Source organism: Bradyrhizobium sp. LMTR 3, from assembly GCF_001693485.1.
Lineage (GTDB): Bacteria > Pseudomonadota > Alphaproteobacteria > Rhizobiales > Xanthobacteraceae > Bradyrhizobium.
Genome location: NZ_MAXC01000043.1, coordinates 392,159 through 408,634, shown reverse-complemented (window position 1 = coordinate 408,634; position 16,476 = coordinate 392,159). Strand labels below are relative to the sequence as shown.

Annotated in this window: 14 protein-coding genes and 1 riboswitch; of the genes, 4 read left to right on the top strand and 10 right to left on the bottom strand. The window is 63.4% G+C overall.

From position 1 onward, the window contains the following. Positions 1–176 precede the first annotated feature (176 nt). On the top strand, positions 177–1,370 hold the full coding sequence (locus tag LMTR3_RS25470; RefSeq protein ID WP_065747713.1) for an ABC transporter substrate-binding protein: 1,194 nt from the start codon (positions 177–179) through the stop codon (positions 1,368–1,370). Between the two features lie 153 nt (positions 1,371–1,523). Here the strand turns inward: LMTR3_RS25470 and LMTR3_RS25465 are convergent, their stop codons facing one another. The 4 genes from LMTR3_RS25465 to LMTR3_RS25450 are packed head-to-tail and all read right to left on the bottom strand — an operon-like array spanning position 1,524 to position 6,166. Continuing rightward, positions 1,524–1,916, bottom strand: a complete 393-nt coding sequence (locus LMTR3_RS25465) for an MAPEG family protein (RefSeq protein WP_065747712.1) — start codon at positions 1,914–1,916, stop codon at positions 1,524–1,526. Positions 1,917–1,945: 29 nt separating this feature from the next. Further along, complete coding sequence (locus LMTR3_RS25460; RefSeq protein ID WP_065747711.1) at positions 1,946–3,031, bottom strand: lipocalin-like domain-containing protein; 1,086 nt, start codon at positions 3,029–3,031, stop codon at positions 1,946–1,948. After that, positions 3,021–5,483 (bottom strand): ABC transporter permease, encoded by a 2,463-nt coding sequence (locus LMTR3_RS25455; protein WP_065747710.1) that lies wholly within the window; start codon positions 5,481–5,483, stop codon positions 3,021–3,023. Before LMTR3_RS25455 ends, LMTR3_RS25460 begins: the two co-directional genes overlap by 11 nt. After that, a complete protein-coding gene (locus LMTR3_RS25450) occupies positions 5,480–6,166 on the bottom strand; it encodes an ABC transporter ATP-binding protein (protein WP_176721987.1) in 687 nt (228 codons plus the stop codon). Before LMTR3_RS25450 ends, LMTR3_RS25455 begins: the two co-directional genes overlap by 4 nt. 259 nt (positions 6,167–6,425) lie before the next feature. On the opposite strand from LMTR3_RS25450, the gene LMTR3_RS25445 reads away from it, so the two are divergent. Beyond that, positions 6,426–7,724, top strand: coding sequence for an MFS transporter (locus tag LMTR3_RS25445; RefSeq protein WP_065747709.1), 1,299 nt, complete (start codon positions 6,426–6,428; stop codon positions 7,722–7,724). A gap of 161 nt (positions 7,725–7,885) precedes the next feature. Here the strand turns inward: LMTR3_RS25445 and LMTR3_RS25440 are convergent, their stop codons facing one another. Both LMTR3_RS25440 and LMTR3_RS25435 read right to left on the bottom strand, forming a co-directional pair. After that, positions 7,886–9,628, bottom strand: a complete 1,743-nt coding sequence (locus LMTR3_RS25440; RefSeq protein ID WP_065747871.1) for an N-acyl-D-amino-acid deacylase family protein — start codon at positions 9,626–9,628, stop codon at positions 7,886–7,888. Between the two features lie 99 nt (positions 9,629–9,727). Further along, on the bottom strand, positions 9,728–10,942 hold the full coding sequence (locus LMTR3_RS25435; RefSeq protein ID WP_065747708.1) for an MFS transporter: 1,215 nt from the start codon (positions 10,940–10,942) through the stop codon (positions 9,728–9,730). 174 nt (positions 10,943–11,116) lie between these two features. On the opposite strand from LMTR3_RS25435, the gene LMTR3_RS25430 reads away from it, so the two are divergent. Further along, a complete protein-coding gene (locus LMTR3_RS25430; RefSeq protein ID WP_065747707.1) occupies positions 11,117–12,379 on the top strand; it encodes an ATP-grasp domain-containing protein in 1,263 nt (420 codons plus the stop codon). Between the two features lie 139 nt (positions 12,380–12,518). Here LMTR3_RS25430 and LMTR3_RS38670 read toward each other — a convergent pair whose 3' ends face one another. Further along, the gene (locus LMTR3_RS38670; RefSeq protein WP_176721986.1) at positions 12,519–12,680 is read right to left on the bottom strand and encodes a hypothetical protein; all 162 of its coding nucleotides are present in this window, start codon (positions 12,678–12,680) and stop codon (positions 12,519–12,521) included. A gap of 173 nt (positions 12,681–12,853) precedes the next feature. Between LMTR3_RS38670 and LMTR3_RS25425 the strand changes: the two genes are divergently transcribed. Then, on the top strand, positions 12,854–13,096 hold the full coding sequence (locus LMTR3_RS25425) for a hypothetical protein (RefSeq protein ID WP_065731995.1): 243 nt from the start codon (positions 12,854–12,856) through the stop codon (positions 13,094–13,096). A gap of 30 nt (positions 13,097–13,126) precedes the next feature. On the opposite strand, the gene LMTR3_RS25420 is transcribed toward LMTR3_RS25425, so the two are convergent. From LMTR3_RS25420 to LMTR3_RS25410, 3 genes are all read right to left on the bottom strand, one after another. Beyond that, the gene (locus LMTR3_RS25420; RefSeq protein ID WP_065747706.1) at positions 13,127–13,417 is read right to left on the bottom strand and encodes a hypothetical protein; all 291 of its coding nucleotides are present in this window, start codon (positions 13,415–13,417) and stop codon (positions 13,127–13,129) included. 6 nt (positions 13,418–13,423) lie between these two features. Next, on the bottom strand, positions 13,424–13,663 hold the full coding sequence (locus tag LMTR3_RS25415) for a hypothetical protein (protein WP_065747705.1): 240 nt from the start codon (positions 13,661–13,663) through the stop codon (positions 13,424–13,426). 195 nt (positions 13,664–13,858) lie between these two features. Continuing rightward, complete coding sequence (locus LMTR3_RS25410; RefSeq protein ID WP_065747704.1) at positions 13,859–16,156, bottom strand: TonB-dependent receptor; 2,298 nt, start codon at positions 16,154–16,156, stop codon at positions 13,859–13,861. A 114-nt stretch (positions 16,157–16,270) separates the two neighbouring features. Further along, positions 16,271–16,469, bottom strand: a riboswitch (cobalamin riboswitch). Positions 16,470–16,476 lie beyond the last annotated feature (7 nt).

Below are 16,476 nucleotides of genomic sequence, written 5' to 3'. Positions count from 1 at the left end.
GAGATGGATTCCGGGTTCGCGCTTCGCGCGCCCCGGAATGACGAAGAAGATGGTGACTCGCGTTCCTTCATCGCGAGTTCCCCAATACTTTTGGCTGATCTGAAATGGATGGGCACTCGCGGGGTTATTGAATAGTGTCACCAGGTTCCTCTGACAAAAAATTCCAGGAGAAAAAAATGAAGTCGGGATCGTTGGCCGCCGTTGCGGCCGTTGGTCTTTTGCTCGCTGCGCCGGCATCGGCGCAGGGCGTCAAGATCGGCATTCTGAACGACCAGTCCGGGGTCTACGCCGACTACGGCGGCAAGTGGTCGTTCGAGGCGGCCAAGATGGCGATCGAGGACTTTGGCGGCGAGGTGCTCGGCCACAAGATCGAAATCGTCTCCGCCGACCATCAGAACAAGCCGGACCTCGCCACCGCGATCGCGCGGCGCTGGTATGAGGTCGAGGGCGTCGACATGATCACGGAGCTGACGACCTCCTCGGTTGCGCTCGCGATTCACGATCTCTCCAGGCAGATGAAGAAGATCGACATTGTCGTGGGTGCTGCGACCTCGCGCCTCACCGGCGACGCCTGCCAGCCTTACGGCTTCCACTGGGCCTACGACACCCACGCGCTCGCCTACGGCACCGGCGGTGCGCTGGTGGAATCCGGCGGCGATAGCTGGTTCTTCATGACCGCGGACTACGCCTTCGGCCACGCGTTGGAAAAAGACACCGGCGATTTCGTCAGGGCGAAGGGCGGCAAGGTGCTCGGCGCAGTCCGCATTCCCCTGAACTCGTCGGATTTCTCCTCCTTCCTGCTGCAGGCGCAGAGTTCGAAAGCCAAGATCATCGGCCTCGCCAATGCCGGCCTCGACACCACCAACTCGATCAAGCAGGCGGCGGAATTCGGCATCGTCAAGAGCGGCCAGAAGCTCGCCGGCCTGTTGCTGACGCTCGCCGAGGTCCACGGCCTCGGGCTACAAGCAGCGCAAGGCCTGGTGCTGACCGAAGGCTACTACTGGGACCGCGACGCCAAGAGCCGTAATCTCGCCGAACGCTTCTTCAAACGCACCGGCCGCATGCCGAACATGATCCAGGCCGGCACCTATTCGGCGACGCTGCAATACCTCAAGGCAGTGAAGGCCGCGGGCACCAAGGATACCGAGGCGGTGGCGAAGAAGCTGAAGGAGCTCCCGGTCGACGACGATTTTGCGCAAGGCGGCAAGGTGCTGGAAAACGGCCGCATGGTCCACGATCTCTATCTGTTCGAAGTCAAGAAGCCGTCAGAATCGAAGAAGCCGTGGGATTACTACAAGCAGCTCGCCGTGGTGCCGGGCGACAAGGCGTTCCCGGCGGCAAAGGATTCCGGCTGCCCGCTGGTGAAGTGATTCTGACTGTCGTGTCCCGGACGCGGTGCAGCGTGCAACGCTGCTCCGCAGAGCCGGGACCCACCGCTGCGGCGTGTGGACCCCGGATCAGCAGCGCACCGCTGGCGCGCTGCGCAGCATCCGGGGAACGCCGGATGGGGTATCCTTCACGCCTCACCCCTGCACCAACCGCCACACGATGGCGCCGAATGCGCCGACCCACAGCGCGATCGTCGCCAGCGCCTGAGTCGCAAAGCCGGGGCTGCGCTGTGGGACCGACTTCGCGTAGCCAAATATATAGAGAATGCGGCCTATCACCCAGACCAGCCCCAGCGCAGCAGCGATGTCGTCGCTGATATAAATCGCGAACAGCCATAGCGCCGGCAAAAAGATCGGCAGCCATTCCAGCGTGTTCATCTGCGCGCGAAACACGCGCTCGAAATCGGGATTGCCCGAGATCGCCGGCAGTTTGACGCCGAATTTGCCGCGCGCCTGTGACACACGAACGGACGAATAGAAGTAGACCAGGATCGCCAGCAAGCTGACGAGCGCGGTGAAATGATACATCGCTGAAACTCCCCTTTTCGTGCGCGGGCTTAATAGCCCGTCATTTCCAGATAGCCCACCCCCGTGTGGCTGCCTGCGAAGCGAATCGGGCCTTCCCAATAGGGAAAGCTCGTGCCCATCCAACTCTGGGGATTGAGCGGCGTGCACTCGATCTTGAGCGCCCTGCTCGGAACCTCGACGCGCCATGTGGTCGGAATTTTTCGCGCCCCAATCTCGGTGAACGCGAGCGGCGTCATGGCGATATCCGCGGAGGCGAGTTGCTCGGCCGTGCCGTCGGGCGCGATCCATTTACCCGAGCCATAATGCTGGCCGTCGGTCTGGCGCATCCGGTAGAGCATCAATTTGTCGCCGGCGTTGAAATGCAGCGAGAGCCAGTCCCATCCGCTTTGATCCGCGGCCAGCGGCTGGCTGCTCCACTCGCGATCGAGCCAGGCCATGCCGGTGACGTCGATGGGCCTGTCGTCAATGGTGAGGATGCCCGTCGCCGCGTAGTGCGGCTGGCTGTAATAATAGGAGGCCTGCTCGCGCAGCGATTTGCGGCTGTAGCCACCTTCGCCCTGCAGCACCAGCGGCCGATCCGCGTCCAGGCGCAGCGTATAGCTGAACTCGGCGCCCGATGCTTTCAGTTCCAGCGGTGCGATATTGTCGTCATTCACGGAATCGAGTGCACGCATCTCCCAGGCATCGATCCAGGCGTGAAACGGCTTGGCCTCGACGCCGGCCTGGCCGACACCGCCGCGCGCGAACGTCTGGCTGAAGCGATGGGTATCGTCGCGCGTGACGGCGGCATGGCCCATCCATATCTGCTGGTTGGCCCAGCCCTCTCGCGGCCCGCCTGGCGCGATCGCCTGGCGAAACAGCGTCCATTGGGCGCCGTAGGCTGCTCCGCTGACATCGGTGAGATTGGCCGTCACATACCACCACTCGATGCGGAATTCCGGATGTGGCCCGTGGTCGGCAGGAAAAGCAAATGTCCTGCCCGGCACGACCGGCGCAAATCCATCCGCGCTATCGCCAAGCCCGGCAAAGCCCTGCGCGAGTGCCTCGCCGCCGAATCCGGCCAAGAGCGTGCCGCCAATGAAGCAGCGGCGGGTAATGAGGCCGCTACCGCTCATTGGCAAAGATCCTGATCAGGCTGGTCGGCTGCATGCGCGCCAGCCTGATGACGGGGAGCGCGGAGGCCGCAACCGCTGCCGCCATCGCGACGCCGGTGAGCCACAGCAATTGCAGCGGAAAGACATGAAACGGCAACCGCCAACCGAACGCCTTGACGTTGACGATCGCAAGCAGGCACCAGGCGACCAGCAAACCCAGCGGAAGCGCAAAGATGGTGGTGATCAGCGCCACCGAGGTCGTCTTCAACAGCTCGATGGCCGCGAGCCGCCGCCGCGTGACGCCGATCGCCCATAGTGGGGCCAGTTGCGGCAGGCGGGAATTGGCAAGCGTCAAGAGGCTCGTCAGCAGCGCAACGCCGGCGACGCCGAGCGTGAAGGCGTTCAGCGCCGCCGTGACCGAGAAAGTCCGGTTGAAGATCCGCGTCGATTCCGCCTTCATCGTCGCCTGGTCGGCGACATTGCGATTGTCGAGGCCGAACTTTTCCTGCAGTGCTGAGATCAACGCCGGGATCTTTGGCGGGGCGACCCGCAGTCCCATGCGCGTCAGCGGGATTTCCGGAAAGCGCCGCGTCAGCGCGGCGAAGTTCACTGCGATCTGGCTCTTGGGGTTGCCGTAATCGGCATAGATGCCGACCACGTTGAGCGTCCAGTTTCCGCCTGAAGCGGGCACTTCGATGCGGTCGCCGAGGGAGAGGTGCAGCCGTCGCGCCAGTTGTTCGCTGACAAGGGCCGTATCGCCAGGGCGAAGCTTGACCCAGACATCCGCAGTCGATTGCAGCAGCGGCCAGTTGTCGCGATAGGTGGCGTGATCAGGCAGGCCCAGCACCTCGAGCGGCGCGCCCGCCAATTGCGTATCGGCGCGGCCGCCAGGCAGGATCGCCTCGACCTCGGGGCGTTCGCGCAGCCACGCCTTGATCTCGTGTGCCTGCGCGTCGTTGGCGGCGTTGACATAAACTTCTGCCGCCAGCCGCCCGTCCAGCCAGACCAGAAACGTGCGGGAAAAACTCTCGACCATGGTGGAGACGCCGACATTCACCGCCAATGCGAGCAACAGCGCCATCAAGGCGAGCGACAATCCCGACAATTGCTGGCGGCTGTCGGCCCAGAACCAGATTCCGAGCGGGGCTCGTGCATAGCGCTGGCCAAGCGACAGCACGATTTCCAGAAACATCGGCAGGATCAGCGCTGCACCGAGCATTATTGCGGCGAGCACGGCAAAGCCCGAAATCAGGGAATCGCCAAACCACAAAAAGCCGCCGGCCGCTGCGAACGCCACGAGCGCCAGCGCGCTCTGGTAAGTCAGCCAGCGCCGCTGCGCCTGTTGCCAGGCGAAGGGCTGGGCGGTGGCGAGCAACGGCAGCCGCAGCGCCTTGGTGAGACTGGCAGCGGCCGCTGCGAGTGCGCCTAAAATGCTGATCGCGATGCCCGCGATCCACCATTGCGGCTTGAGCGTGAGATGCCCCGGAATCTGCGCGCCATAGAGCCCGCGCAGCGATGCGGCGACGTCAGGCAGCAGCGCACCGGCGATGAAGTAGCCGCACACGAGTCCGATCAGCCCCGCAACCAGCGCCAGCGACACCAGCTCAAGCACCAGCACGATGTTCAGCATCCGCGCGGAGACGCCGCAGGCGCGCAAGGTGCGCAAGGTCGGCAGCCGTTGCTCGAAGGCGAGCCCGATCGCCGAATTGACGATGAACAGGCCGACAAAGAACGACAGTAACCCGAACGCGGTCAGGTTCAGGTGAAAACTGTCGGTGAGGCGTTCGAGGTCGGTCTCCGCATCGGCTTCGATCAGCCGAAGCTTGTCGCCGGCAACGCTTTCGAGCGGCGGGTGCCTGCCTGTCGCCTTGCCGATCAGGAGCCGCGAAAGCTGGTCCGGCATTTTCAGGAGGCTCTGCGCAATGCCGATGTCGACGACCAGCACGCCGGGCACCAGGTTCGGCTGCATGCGAAGCGGCGGCAGCGGTGCGCCGCCATCGCCCTGTGGGCGCGTGCCCTCCGCGAGCTTGAGGTCGGAAAGCGTTTCCGGCGCCACCAGCATTTCGCCCGGCGGGGTCATGAAGGTTTGCAGGCTGGCTTTGCCGACCGTCGGCGCGTTGCCGACTTCGGCGGGCAGCGTAACGGGTTCGATGCCGAGCAGCCGCAACGACCGTCCCTCGATCTGGATGCGGCCTTCCAGCACCGGCGAGACCGGCCAGCCGGCGCGGCGCAACTCGACAAAAAGTTCTTGCGGGAAGCTTAGGCCGTTGCGGGCGACCAGCATGGCGGTGCGCGTGCCGCCAAACGTAGCGGCGGCGCGATCGTAGGAGGTGCGCGCCTGCTGATTGAGTGCCTGCACGCCGCTCCACAGCGCGGTCGCCGAGATCAACCCGATCAGCAGGGTAGCCAACTGCATCGGGTGCCGCCGCCAATGGCTCAGCAGCACGGCCAGCGTCCACAGTGCGCGTTTCACGCGATCACCCCGGCATGGAGGTTGACCTGGCGGTCGAGCGTTGCTGCGAGCCGCACGCTGTGCGTCACCATCAGAAAACCGCAGCCGCTGCGCGTCACCAGGTCGCGCGCCAGCGCCAGCACTTCGTCCGCCGTGTCCTCGTCGAGATTGCCGGTCGGCTCGTCTGCGAGCAGCAAGAGCGGCTTGACCGCCAATGCCCTGCCGATCGCGACGCGTTGTTGCTGACCGCCGGACAATTGCTCGGGATAACGCTTCAGGAAGCGGCCGAGCCCGAGCCGCTCCACCAGTTCGCGGTGCCAGGCCGCATCGTGACGGCCAGCGATGCGAGACTGAAAAGCGAGGTTGCCTTCCACGGTAAGGCTCGGGACCAGGTTGAATTGCTGAAACACCAGGCCGAGCCGGTCGCGGCGCATTTCCGCCCGATCGGCATCGCTGAGTTCGGCGACTGAGGTATCCGCCAACCTGATCTCGCCGCCGTCGGCCGCATCGAGCCCGGCGATCAGGTGCAAAAGCGTGCTCTTGCCGCTGCCGGATTCGCCGGTGAGTGCGACGCTCTCACCGGCAGCGACCGTCAGGTTCACGCCGCGCAGCACCGCGACCTCTTCGCCGGCGGTGCGGTAGCTCTTGGTCAGGCCGGTCACGTGAAGCACGGGGCCGGTCGCACTGGGAATGCCTTTGGTCATGCGCGATGATGGACCGATCTGACCATGAAAATCCCCCGACGTGATGGCATGCAACATATCAGGGCACGCGTCCCCGATCACGGCCTCAATCGCGCCGCGCCGCGATCGTGATCCGGTTGTGACGTGCGCCTGTCGCGCCAGCCGGCAGTTGCTCGGCGGGCATTTGTAAAAATCGCGGTTGCCTTGCCCGCAAAGCGCCTTGTAGCATTGGAACCGGCCGATCCGACAGAGCCAGCAAAGATATACGGGGAAAGCAGCCATGACCGCGCAAGCGACGCCCAAGGGGACGTCGAAGGGGACGCCCAAGGGCGCCTGGACAATCACCTTCCTGCTGTTTCTGTTCATGTTGGTGAACTTTGCCGACAAGATCGTCGTCGGGCTCGCGGGCGCCCCGATCATGGATGAGCTGAAGCTCTCGCCGGAACAATTCGGTTTTCTCGGCTCCTCGTTCTTTTTCCTGTTTTCCATCTCGGCCATCGTCGTCGGCTTCATCGTCAACCGCGTCGATACGCGCTGGGTGCTGCTCGCAATGGCGGTGATCTGGTCGGTGGCGCAGTTTCCGATGGTCGGCACCGTCGGTTTCACGACGCTGGTGATCTGCCGCATCATCCTCGGTGCAGGGGAGGGACCCGCGTTCGCGGTAGCGGCGCACGCGGTCTACAAGTGGTTTCCCGACGAGAAGCGGACGCTACCCACCGCGATCCTCTCGCAGGGCTCGGCATTCGGGGTGATCCTCGCGGTGCCCGCACTGAACTGGATCATCGTCAATCATAGCTGGCACTATGCGTTCGGCGCGCTCGGCATCGTCGGCCTGATGTGGGTAGCGGCGTGGCTGGTCATGGGCAAGGAGGGACCGCTGGTTCAGACCGTTACAACGGCTGCAACCGATCCGCGCGTTCCTTATCTCCAGCTTCTGACTTCGCGAACCTTTATCGGCTGCTGCGCCGCGACTTTCGGCGCCTATTGGGCGCTGTCGCTCGGCCTCACCTGGTTCACGCCATTCATCGTCAAGGGGCTGGGCTTCTCGCAAAAGGACGCAGGCTGGATTTCGGTTCTGCCCTGGGTGTTCGGCGCGGCCATCGTGCTGCTGACGGGCTGGGTTTCGCAGGTGATGCTGACGCGCGGCTACACGACGCGCGGCGCTCGGGGTGTACTCGGCTCTGTGCCGCTGATCGTCGGCGGGCTGATTCTTGCGGTGCTGCCCTATGTCAACGGCGCTGGATGGCAGATCGCGTTCCTCGTCGTCGGCTCCGGGCTCTGCGGCTCGATCTATGTGGTCTGTCCGCCGATGCTGGGCGAATTCACCCCGGTGCAGCAGCGCGGCGCCGTGATCGCGATCTATGGCGCGATCTATACGCTGGCGGGAATGATCGCGCCGTTCGTGATGGGCGCCGTGATTCAGAATGCGGCGGTGCCGCTTGACGGCTACATGACCGGCTTCACCATCAACGCCGTGATCATGGCGGCGTCAGGGTTACTCGGCCTGCTGCTGTTGTGGCCGAACACGGAACGCAAGCGGTTGATGGCCCAGGCGGTCGCGCAGCCGAAGTTCGCTTGAAGCACAAATCCTTCCGTCGTCCCTGCGAACGCAGGGACCCATACGCCGCGGCCTATCGTCTATGGCGATGTGGCAGACGTCTTGGTCAAGCAATTCACATCGGTGGTTATGGGTCCCTGCGTTCGCAGGGACGACACCGAGTATATTGAAGCAGCGCCCGCTTAACTCGCCGCCGCGTCGAACTGCGGCTTGCTTCCCTGCGTGCCGCGCACCAGTTTGCCCGGGCGCGCGCCGGTGGCGTTGCCGGCGCGCTGCGTCACCACGCCGGAGACGATGGTGGCGTCATAGCCGTCGACCTGCTGCATCAGGCGGCGGCCGCCGACCGGCAGGTCGTAATGCACTTTCGGCGGATGCAGATGCAGGCGGTCGTAGTCGATCACGTTGACGTCGGCCTTGAAGCCCGGTGCGATCACGCCGCGGTCGTAGAGGCCGACCGAGAGCGCGGTCTTGCGCGATTGCGCGGCGACGACGAACGGGATCGACAGTTTTTCGCCGCGGGTGCGGTCGCGCGTCCAGTGCGTCAGGAGATAGGTTGGGAAACTGGCGTCGCAGATGATGCCGCAATGGGCGCCGCCATCTGATAGCCCCGGCACGGCATTGGGATCGCGCAGCATTTCGCTGACAGCATCGAGATTGCCGTCGGCATAATTGAGGAACGGCACGTAGAGCATGCCGCGGCCGTCATCTGTCAGCATCGCATCATAGGCGAGTTCTTCCGGCTGTTTGCCCTCGCGCTTCGCCTGCGCACCCAGCGTATTCTCCGGCGGCTGCTCGTAGTCCGGCGGGTTTCCAAGCAGGTACATCTTGTCGTAGTTCGGCCGGAAGAACAGTGGATCGTCGGTCGCGGTGGCGTGCTCGCTCAGGATCGACTTGCGCACTTCGGGCTGGCGCAGGCGGGCGAGCCGCTCGGCGAGCGGCAGATGCGCGATGGCCTGGTAGCTCGGATGGGTCTGGAACGGGTTGCGCGACAGTTCTAGCCCGAGCATCAGTCCGACCGGGCGGGCGGCGATCTGCGCCGTGATAGAGAGGCCGCGCACCGAGGCCTCTCTGATGGTGTCGAGCGTCTGGCGCCAGCGCTGCGGCGCCTTGTCGTTCTGGGTGATCGAGAACGACACCGGGATTTTGGTGTTCTCGGCGACCCGCAGCATCATCGGCAGGTCTTCGTCGATGGTGGAGAGATCGAGCACGAATTGCAGGACGCTGCGACCCTGCGCATGCATCGCCGCCGCGATCGCGGTCAGTTCGTCCTCGCCGGCCTTCAGCGTCGGCGTAAAATCGCCGGTCGAGGTACGGTGGTTGAGCGTGCGCGAGGTCGAGAAGCCGAGCGCGCCTGCCCGCACGGCGTCGGCAGCCAATGCTGCCATCGCCTTGTTGTCGTCTGATGTCGAGGGATCGCGGCGCGCGCCGCGCTCGCCCATCACATAGACGCGCAGAGCCGCATGCGGCAGTTGCGCGCCGATGTCCATATCGAAGCTTCTTTTCGACAGCCACTCCATGTAATCCGGAAAGCTCTCCCAGGCCCATGGGATGCCGGCGCTCAGCACCGGCTCGGGAATATCCTCGACGCCTTCCATCAATTGAATTAGCCGGACATGGTCGGCCGGACGGCACGGCGCGAAACCGACGCCGCAATTTCCCATGATCGCCGTCGTTACGCCGTTCTGCGAGGAGGGCGTGATGTCCTGGCTCCAGGTGACCTGGCCGTCATAATGGGTGTGGACGTCGACGAAGCCCGGCGTGACCAGCTTGCCGCGGGCGTCGATTTCTTCCTTGCCCTTTGCCGCGACCTTGCCGACTTCGGTGATGCGGCCGCCTGCAATCGCAACATCGGCTTCGAATAGGTCGCCACCCTTGCCATCGGCAACAGTGCCGCCGCGGATCACGAGGTCGGGGGTCGAGGTCATGGCTTCCATCCCGGTTCTGGTTTTTGTTGGCGCATCATCTGACGTCCCCTCGTACAGTCAACCGCCGGGGACGAGGCTCAGGAATGCATCACCGAGCAGCTACGCGTTCGCGGGTTCCGCAGGCTTGCGGTCGGTCACCAGCGCCAGCAGGACCGTCAGCACCATGAAGGCGACGGAGGCGCCGAACACCCAATGCGGCAGGTTCTGATCCATGATCCAGCCGAACAATAACGGGGAGAGTATGCCGCTGAAATTGAAGCCGGTGGAGACGATGCCGAAGGCGCGGCCCGCGGCGCCCGCAGGAGCCGCGTTGCGCACCAGCATGTCGCGTGAGGGGGCGATGACGCCGCCGAGGAATCCGGCCAGCCCCAGGGTGGCGGTCAGCACCACCGACGGCAAATTGATCGTCGCAATGATGGTAATGATGACGGCGTTGATGGCAAAGCACGCAGCGGCGACATTGCCATGCCGCTTGGTGCGGTCGGCGAGATAGCCGCCGGCGAGCACGCCGGCCGCGCTGGCGCCGAGATAGGCGGTCAGCGCGATGTTGGCGGCCGAGAATGTCACGCCATAGCCGCTCATCAGAGCAACGACGCCGAAATTGCTGATGCCGGCACTGGACAGGCCGAGCAGCATGAAGAAGATCGTCAGCACGATGATCGCAGGCGTCACGATGCTCTGCTGCGGCGCTGCAGCGTCATCGGTCTTGCGATCGGCTGAACTGGCATCGGGAATTCTGACTGCGATCAATAGCAGCGCTGCCGCAGGGCCGACCGCGCCGGCCACGATCAGCGCGCCGAGCCCGCCGACGGCTGTCACCAGCATGAGCATGATCGTGGGCGCCACCGCACCGCCAAGGAAACCCGCAAAGGTATGGACCGAAAACGCCCGGCCCATCCGCGCTTCGTCCATATGTGTCGACAGGATCGCATAGTCGCAGGGGTGATAGACGCTGTTGGCAAGGCCGAGCAGCGCGGCCGAGATGATCAGCGAGACGTAGCTCAGATGCAGGCCGAGCATGATCAGCGCGAGGCCGCCGACCGTCAGGCCGATCAGCAGCACTTTTCGCGCGCCAATGTGGTCGGCGAGATAGCCGATCGGGGCCTGAGTCAGGCCGGAGACGACGCCGAACACGGTGAGCGCGAAGCCGAGTTCGATGTAGCCGACACCTAACTGCACCTTCAGGAATGGAAACAGCATCGGCAACACGAACAGATGGAAATGGCTGACCCAATGGGCGATCGAAATCGCCGCGAGCGTGCGCAGCGAAGTGTCCGCTTTGGCTTGTTGCGGTGCGGCCAGAATGTCGACCATGTCAGCTCAAAAATCCCGTGTAACTTGCGGCCCGGTTGGGCGCGGCTGAAAATATAGGCAGGTTGTTATTTGTCCATGAATGCCGCTGCATGGCTGCCCCGGCGCAGGGCAGGGCGTACGCATGCCGCCAATAAATCGGGAGACAAAGGCGGGTCCACGCGGCAATGATCCGGCATGCCTGATCCCTCAAAACCGCTCCGGGTACTGGTCTCCGAAGGTTCCTCGACCTCGGCCCGGGAGGCCATTACGATTCTCGGTCTTTCGGGCCATCACGTCGAGGTCTGCGATCCTTCGCCCTGGTGCCTGTCGCGGTTCTCGCGCTATGTCCGCAAATTTCACCACTGCCCTGGACTGCGGCACGATCCCGCCGGTTACCTGGCCTTCGTCGAGCGGCGGCTGGCCGGCGGAAAATTCGACGTGCTGCTGCCGACGCACGAGCAGGGATTTTTGTTTGCGCGGGTCGCTCAGCGCATCGAAGGCCGCGCCGGGATTGCGCTGCCGGACTTCGAGAGTTATCGCGAGGCGCATAGCAAGGCCGGCTTCAGCCGGCTGCTCGATCGGTTGGGATTGCCGCAGCCGCCGACGCGCATCGTGCAATCCGCGCAAGGGGTGCGCGATGCGGTTCGCCTTCCGGCCGTCGTGAAAACTTCTGTCGGCACCGCCAGCCGCGGCATCTGGTTCGTGCGCAGTGCGGACGACCTGATGCGCGCGCTGCACGATCTCGGCGGCGGCGATGCGTTCGCCGGGGAGGTGCTGGTGCAAGACCTCGTCGCAGGCACTACCGAGAAGGCGCAATCGGTATTCTGCCGTGGCCGGATGCTCGGCTTTCATGCCTATCGGCAGATCACGGCGGGCATTGGCGGCGGCGAGGCGATCAAGCAGAGCGTGAGCCGGCCGGTCGTTCGCGCTTACGTCGAGCAGATCGGCCGGGCGCTCGATTGGCACGGCGCGCTGTCGGTCGATTACATCATGCCGGACGTCGATACCGCGCCATTGCTGATCGATTGCAATCCGCGGCTGGTCGAGCCGATGAATGCCTATCGCTCCGGCGTCGACCTCGTCGGACTTTTGCTTCTGATCTCGCTGGGCGAGACGCCGGCTCCATTGCTCGCAAGCCGTGAGGGCGTGCTGACGCACCTGGCGATGCAGGCGTTGCTCGGATGTGCGGCGCGCGGCGGAACGCGGCCTGACATCTTTAGGGAATGCCTGCATCTCGCTGCGGCGCGCGGGCCTTATGCCGGCAGCAGCGAAGAACTCACCCCGGTGCAATCGGACTGGATCAGCGCCGTGCCGCTGGCGATGACGGCAGCCGTGATGCTGGTTTCGCCGAAGCTGGCGATCAAACTAGCGCTCGGCGGCTTTGGCGCGCATCTGCTCGATGCAGCGAGTATTCGGGTGATTGAAGGCGAAGGGTTTGCCGAGGATAACACTCATTAACCCTCATGGTGAGGAGGCGCGCAAGCGCCGTCTCGAACCACAAGGCCACGCTGGTGCCATTCATCCTTCGAGACGCCGCTGCGCGGCTCCTCAGGATGAGGTCTAACACACGGCGTTCGGGCGATAACAACTTCATGCGCTACAACGGCTCATCATCGGGGCCATAACGGTCCCGCTTCGGCGTAGCGATGTCGCCGTCCTCGTAGTCCTCCTCCTCCTCAACCGGCGGGGTCGGCGGCTTCTTCGGTTTGGCATCGCCTTGTTTCGGAGGCTCGCTGTTCTTCCTGCCTGTTCCGCCCATATGATTTCACCAAAGTGACGCTTCTTCGCCGGATCAATCGGCGTTTGCGCTGCATGCCGACTCAGGGTAACGGCATGACCGCAATCTGACCGTCCGGATGGCATCTTAGCGCCGGTCAAACGATTATTCCCGCCCTTTTTCGCCTCGTCCGAAGGGCATCACATGGAGTCGGTATGAAGAAGCCCCGCATTGCGCTCGATGAACCGCAGCAGCGCAAGATCCTCCGCGCCGACAAGGCTCCGAGCACCGGTTACTCGCTGGTCGTGGATGGCCACTTCAAGTCGCATCACGATACGGTGGAGGCGGCTGAGGAAGCGGGTATGGCGTTGAAGAACCGCTTCCAGATGCTTCAGGTGCAGGTTTACGATGCCGAGAACAAGACGCGATCGATGATCGATTGGCCGGGCCCGGCGTAACGCCGGGTCTTCGAGCTCGATCGGCCGATCTCAGGTTCGCCGTCCGCCGTTCTGCTGGCTCGCCAGCCACTCGGACAGGGCAACTGGCTTCTCGTCGGGCCGCTTTGTGCTGCTGCGCGCCTTCTTTGCGGCCTTTGCGGCGGGCGCGCGTTGCGGCTCGGCTGCTTCGCGCGCAAGCCGCAACGCCTTCAGCTTCGCCATATTGTCGAGCACGGCTTTCGCCGCTGCATCGCGTTCGGCCTTGCCGGACTTTGCGTCCTGAACTGCCTTGGCGGCCTTGTCGAAGCGCGCCTGGGCGCGATCGCGATCCTCTTTCGTCATTTCAGGTCAGCCTCTCTTCGCAATCCTGGCTTTGGTCTTGCCCTTGACCTTCGATTCCGGCGGATTTGCACGGTCGGCCGCTTCCTTTGCCAGACGCAGCGCGCGCAGCTTCTCGGTTCGCTGGCGGATCGCAATATCGGCAGCCGCGATCTCGGCCATCGCCTTGATGCCGTCGACTTCCTGGGCGCGCTTGCGGTTGAGCCTCATTTCTTTCAGCTCGGCGGCGCTCTTCGGTTCATCATCCATGTCATACCTCTGAAATCACGACTGATATCGTCGAGCGGTCTGTGGCCCATTTACCACGGATCGGCGCGCAGAGGATGTTATTTTCGGTCGAAAATAGCGCGGTTTCTGACAGAATCTGCGCTTGATATGAGGGTTGGTAGGGAACACGGCAGGTCGAGCCGGTCCGGCAGCAAGCCGCCGAACCGGTTGTACCGGTCAGAACGTCGCGCCGACTTTCAGCATATAGGTCCGGCCGGGCAGCGGATAGGCAGAGAAGCGCCCGGGCGTGAAGGAACTGGCGATGGCGTAGTCGTAGTACAGCGCATCAAACAGGTTGTTCACGCTAAACGACCAGAAGAAGCGATCATAAGCGCCGCTCAGTTTCAAATCGACGGTGGCGTCGGCCGGGATGCGGCGCTGGGTGTTCGCCTGGTCATTGTCCATGAAGCGTTCGCTCCAGGCGCGCAGCGTGGCGTCGAATACCAGGTAGTTCTGCCAGATGTTCCAGGTCACGCCGCCCATGGCTGTATAGCGGGAAACCAGCGGCACGTCGTTGCCGGCGAACGGTCCCTCGCGAAAGACAGCGCGCGTATAGGCCGCGCCCGCCCGCAGCGACAGGCTGTCACTGACGCGCAGCGACGCGCTGGTCTCCGAGCCGTAGCGGCGGGTTGGATCGAGATTGACGTTGAAGAACAGCGCAGGATTGAAATGGATCTCGTTCTCGAGATCCATGTTGTAGATGCTCGACTGCATCTGGAAGCCGCCGGACTTGATGCGGAAACCGCCTTCGATGTCGTGCGAGGTCTGGGTCTTCAGGTTGAAGTCGCCGGGAAGCGGGATGAAGAAGGGGTCGAAGGCCGGTCCCGACGCAACGCGTTCATCCACGGTGGGAGTTCGGAACGCACGTGCGGCGCGGCCGAATACCGAGAACACGCTATTGAAACGATGCTCGAGGCCGACATGCAGCGCGTATTGCGTTTCGTTGCTGTCCAGCGGGAAGGCTTGAGCGCTGCAGTTAAAAAACATGGCGCAACCGGGCGCGTTGGGGTCATACCGATCCCGGGCACTCAGGCTGGTGTTTTGAATCCGGGCGCCATAGGAGAAATCCGTCGTCGGCAACAGGCCGACGGTGTGCTGCCAATAGCCGGCCACTGTCTGTTGCGACAGATCGTAGATGTGGGTGGGCGCAAGGCCTTTGAACGCCCCGCGTTCCTGGTTGAACGTCGCATCGTAATAGTCGATGCCGGTCAGGATCTGTGAGGGCATGCCGAGGATCACGTTCTTGACACTTAGTCTCGGCGTGATCGACCAGGTTTGCAATGATGCGTCGTTATAGGTCGAGGAGAAGCTCGGCAGTGGCGAGGCAAACGGTACCGCGCCGAAGAAACCGCTTTGCGTGTCCTTCTTCCGAACGCCGCCGTCGACGATCAGGTCGACGCCGTTCATGATTGTCTTGGTAAAGCCGGTGGTTGCGCTGGCGCCCTGCTGGTTGCCGTAATCGAACGGCGTATTAGTGCCCCTGCGATCAGTGACAAGTTGATTTAGTCCGATTGAGGGATCGACGGTACGTCCGCCCGGGAAACCGAGCTTCTGGTCGTCACCGGTCACCGTAAGGAAGGCCTTGAGGTCCGGTGTGGTATAATTGAGATTGCCGACGCCGTTGCGCTGGTCGAGGGCGTTGTTGACCCGGTAGCCATCGGACTTGATGGCGTTGCCATAGAAGGACGTCGACCACGGCCCGTAATTGGTCGTGGCCGAGAGATTCGCAAGCCGTTGATTGAACGAACCGACGCCGGCTTCGCTGCGAATCGCGACTGGTGGTCCGCCGACGCCGTTCTTCAGTACGATGTTGATGACACCGCCGACCGCGTTATCGCCATACAGTACCGCGCCGCTATTGCCGCGGGTGATTTCAATGCGCTCGATCGAATCGCGCGGAATGGTCGAAAAATCGACGCCGGCCATGTCGATGTCGTTGAGCCTTCGGCCGTTGATGAGCACCAGGGTATTTGAGGTCGCGAACGCGCCGAAGCCGCGGAGGTCGACGGAGGTTTTGGCGCCGTTCACACCGCCATAAAGGCTGGTCAATTGCACGCCGGGCGTTTGCGCGATGATTTCCTGCAGCGTTTGCGCTGGCGAATGCGCGATCTCTTCGGCAGTAATAACGGTCGACGCTGTGCCGACGATGCCGGAGAACTGCCGTCTGCCGCCTGCGCCCGTACCTTGCGAAGCGCTTTGCGATGCGACGTCCGAGCCGGTCCCGGATGCGGGCCGCCTGCCGGTCGACGGCGCAGCCGCAGGCACGACGCGGCGCGAGGTCGACCCTTCATCGTAGGTCGGTTTGGCGCGGGTCCGGTTCGGGTCAGTAGGCGAAGTTATCTCGATCGGCGGCAATTGCTCGGATGGTGTCTGCTGCGCCGCTGCGCCGGAAACACCTAGCGATACGATCGGCAGCAGGAAACTGGAGGCGAGCCAAAGGCGGCGCCGCCGCGTGGCTGTGTTGGTGAAAGACATAAGCTTGGACCTCGGTATGACGTCAGTGGCACGTCACAGCGAACCAAGTCTCACCATGTGCTATCAGCAACTCAGGTGAAGCTAATGTCTGTACTCCCCGACCGACATCTTCGCGTGTGACCACGGCTGACGGCAGGTCTCCTGGCTCGCGGGTCGTTACCCATCGTCGCCTTCCCAGGACCGAGATGCCCAGTGGCCTATGACGAAGGATTCGCCGCTTACAGTTGCGGGGGCAGCCGCGGAATTGGGGAATTTCCCCGCACCGCATTCCCTTTTGATCCCCAAAACGGGAACCGTCGGGAACTATGGTAGAAGTTTGT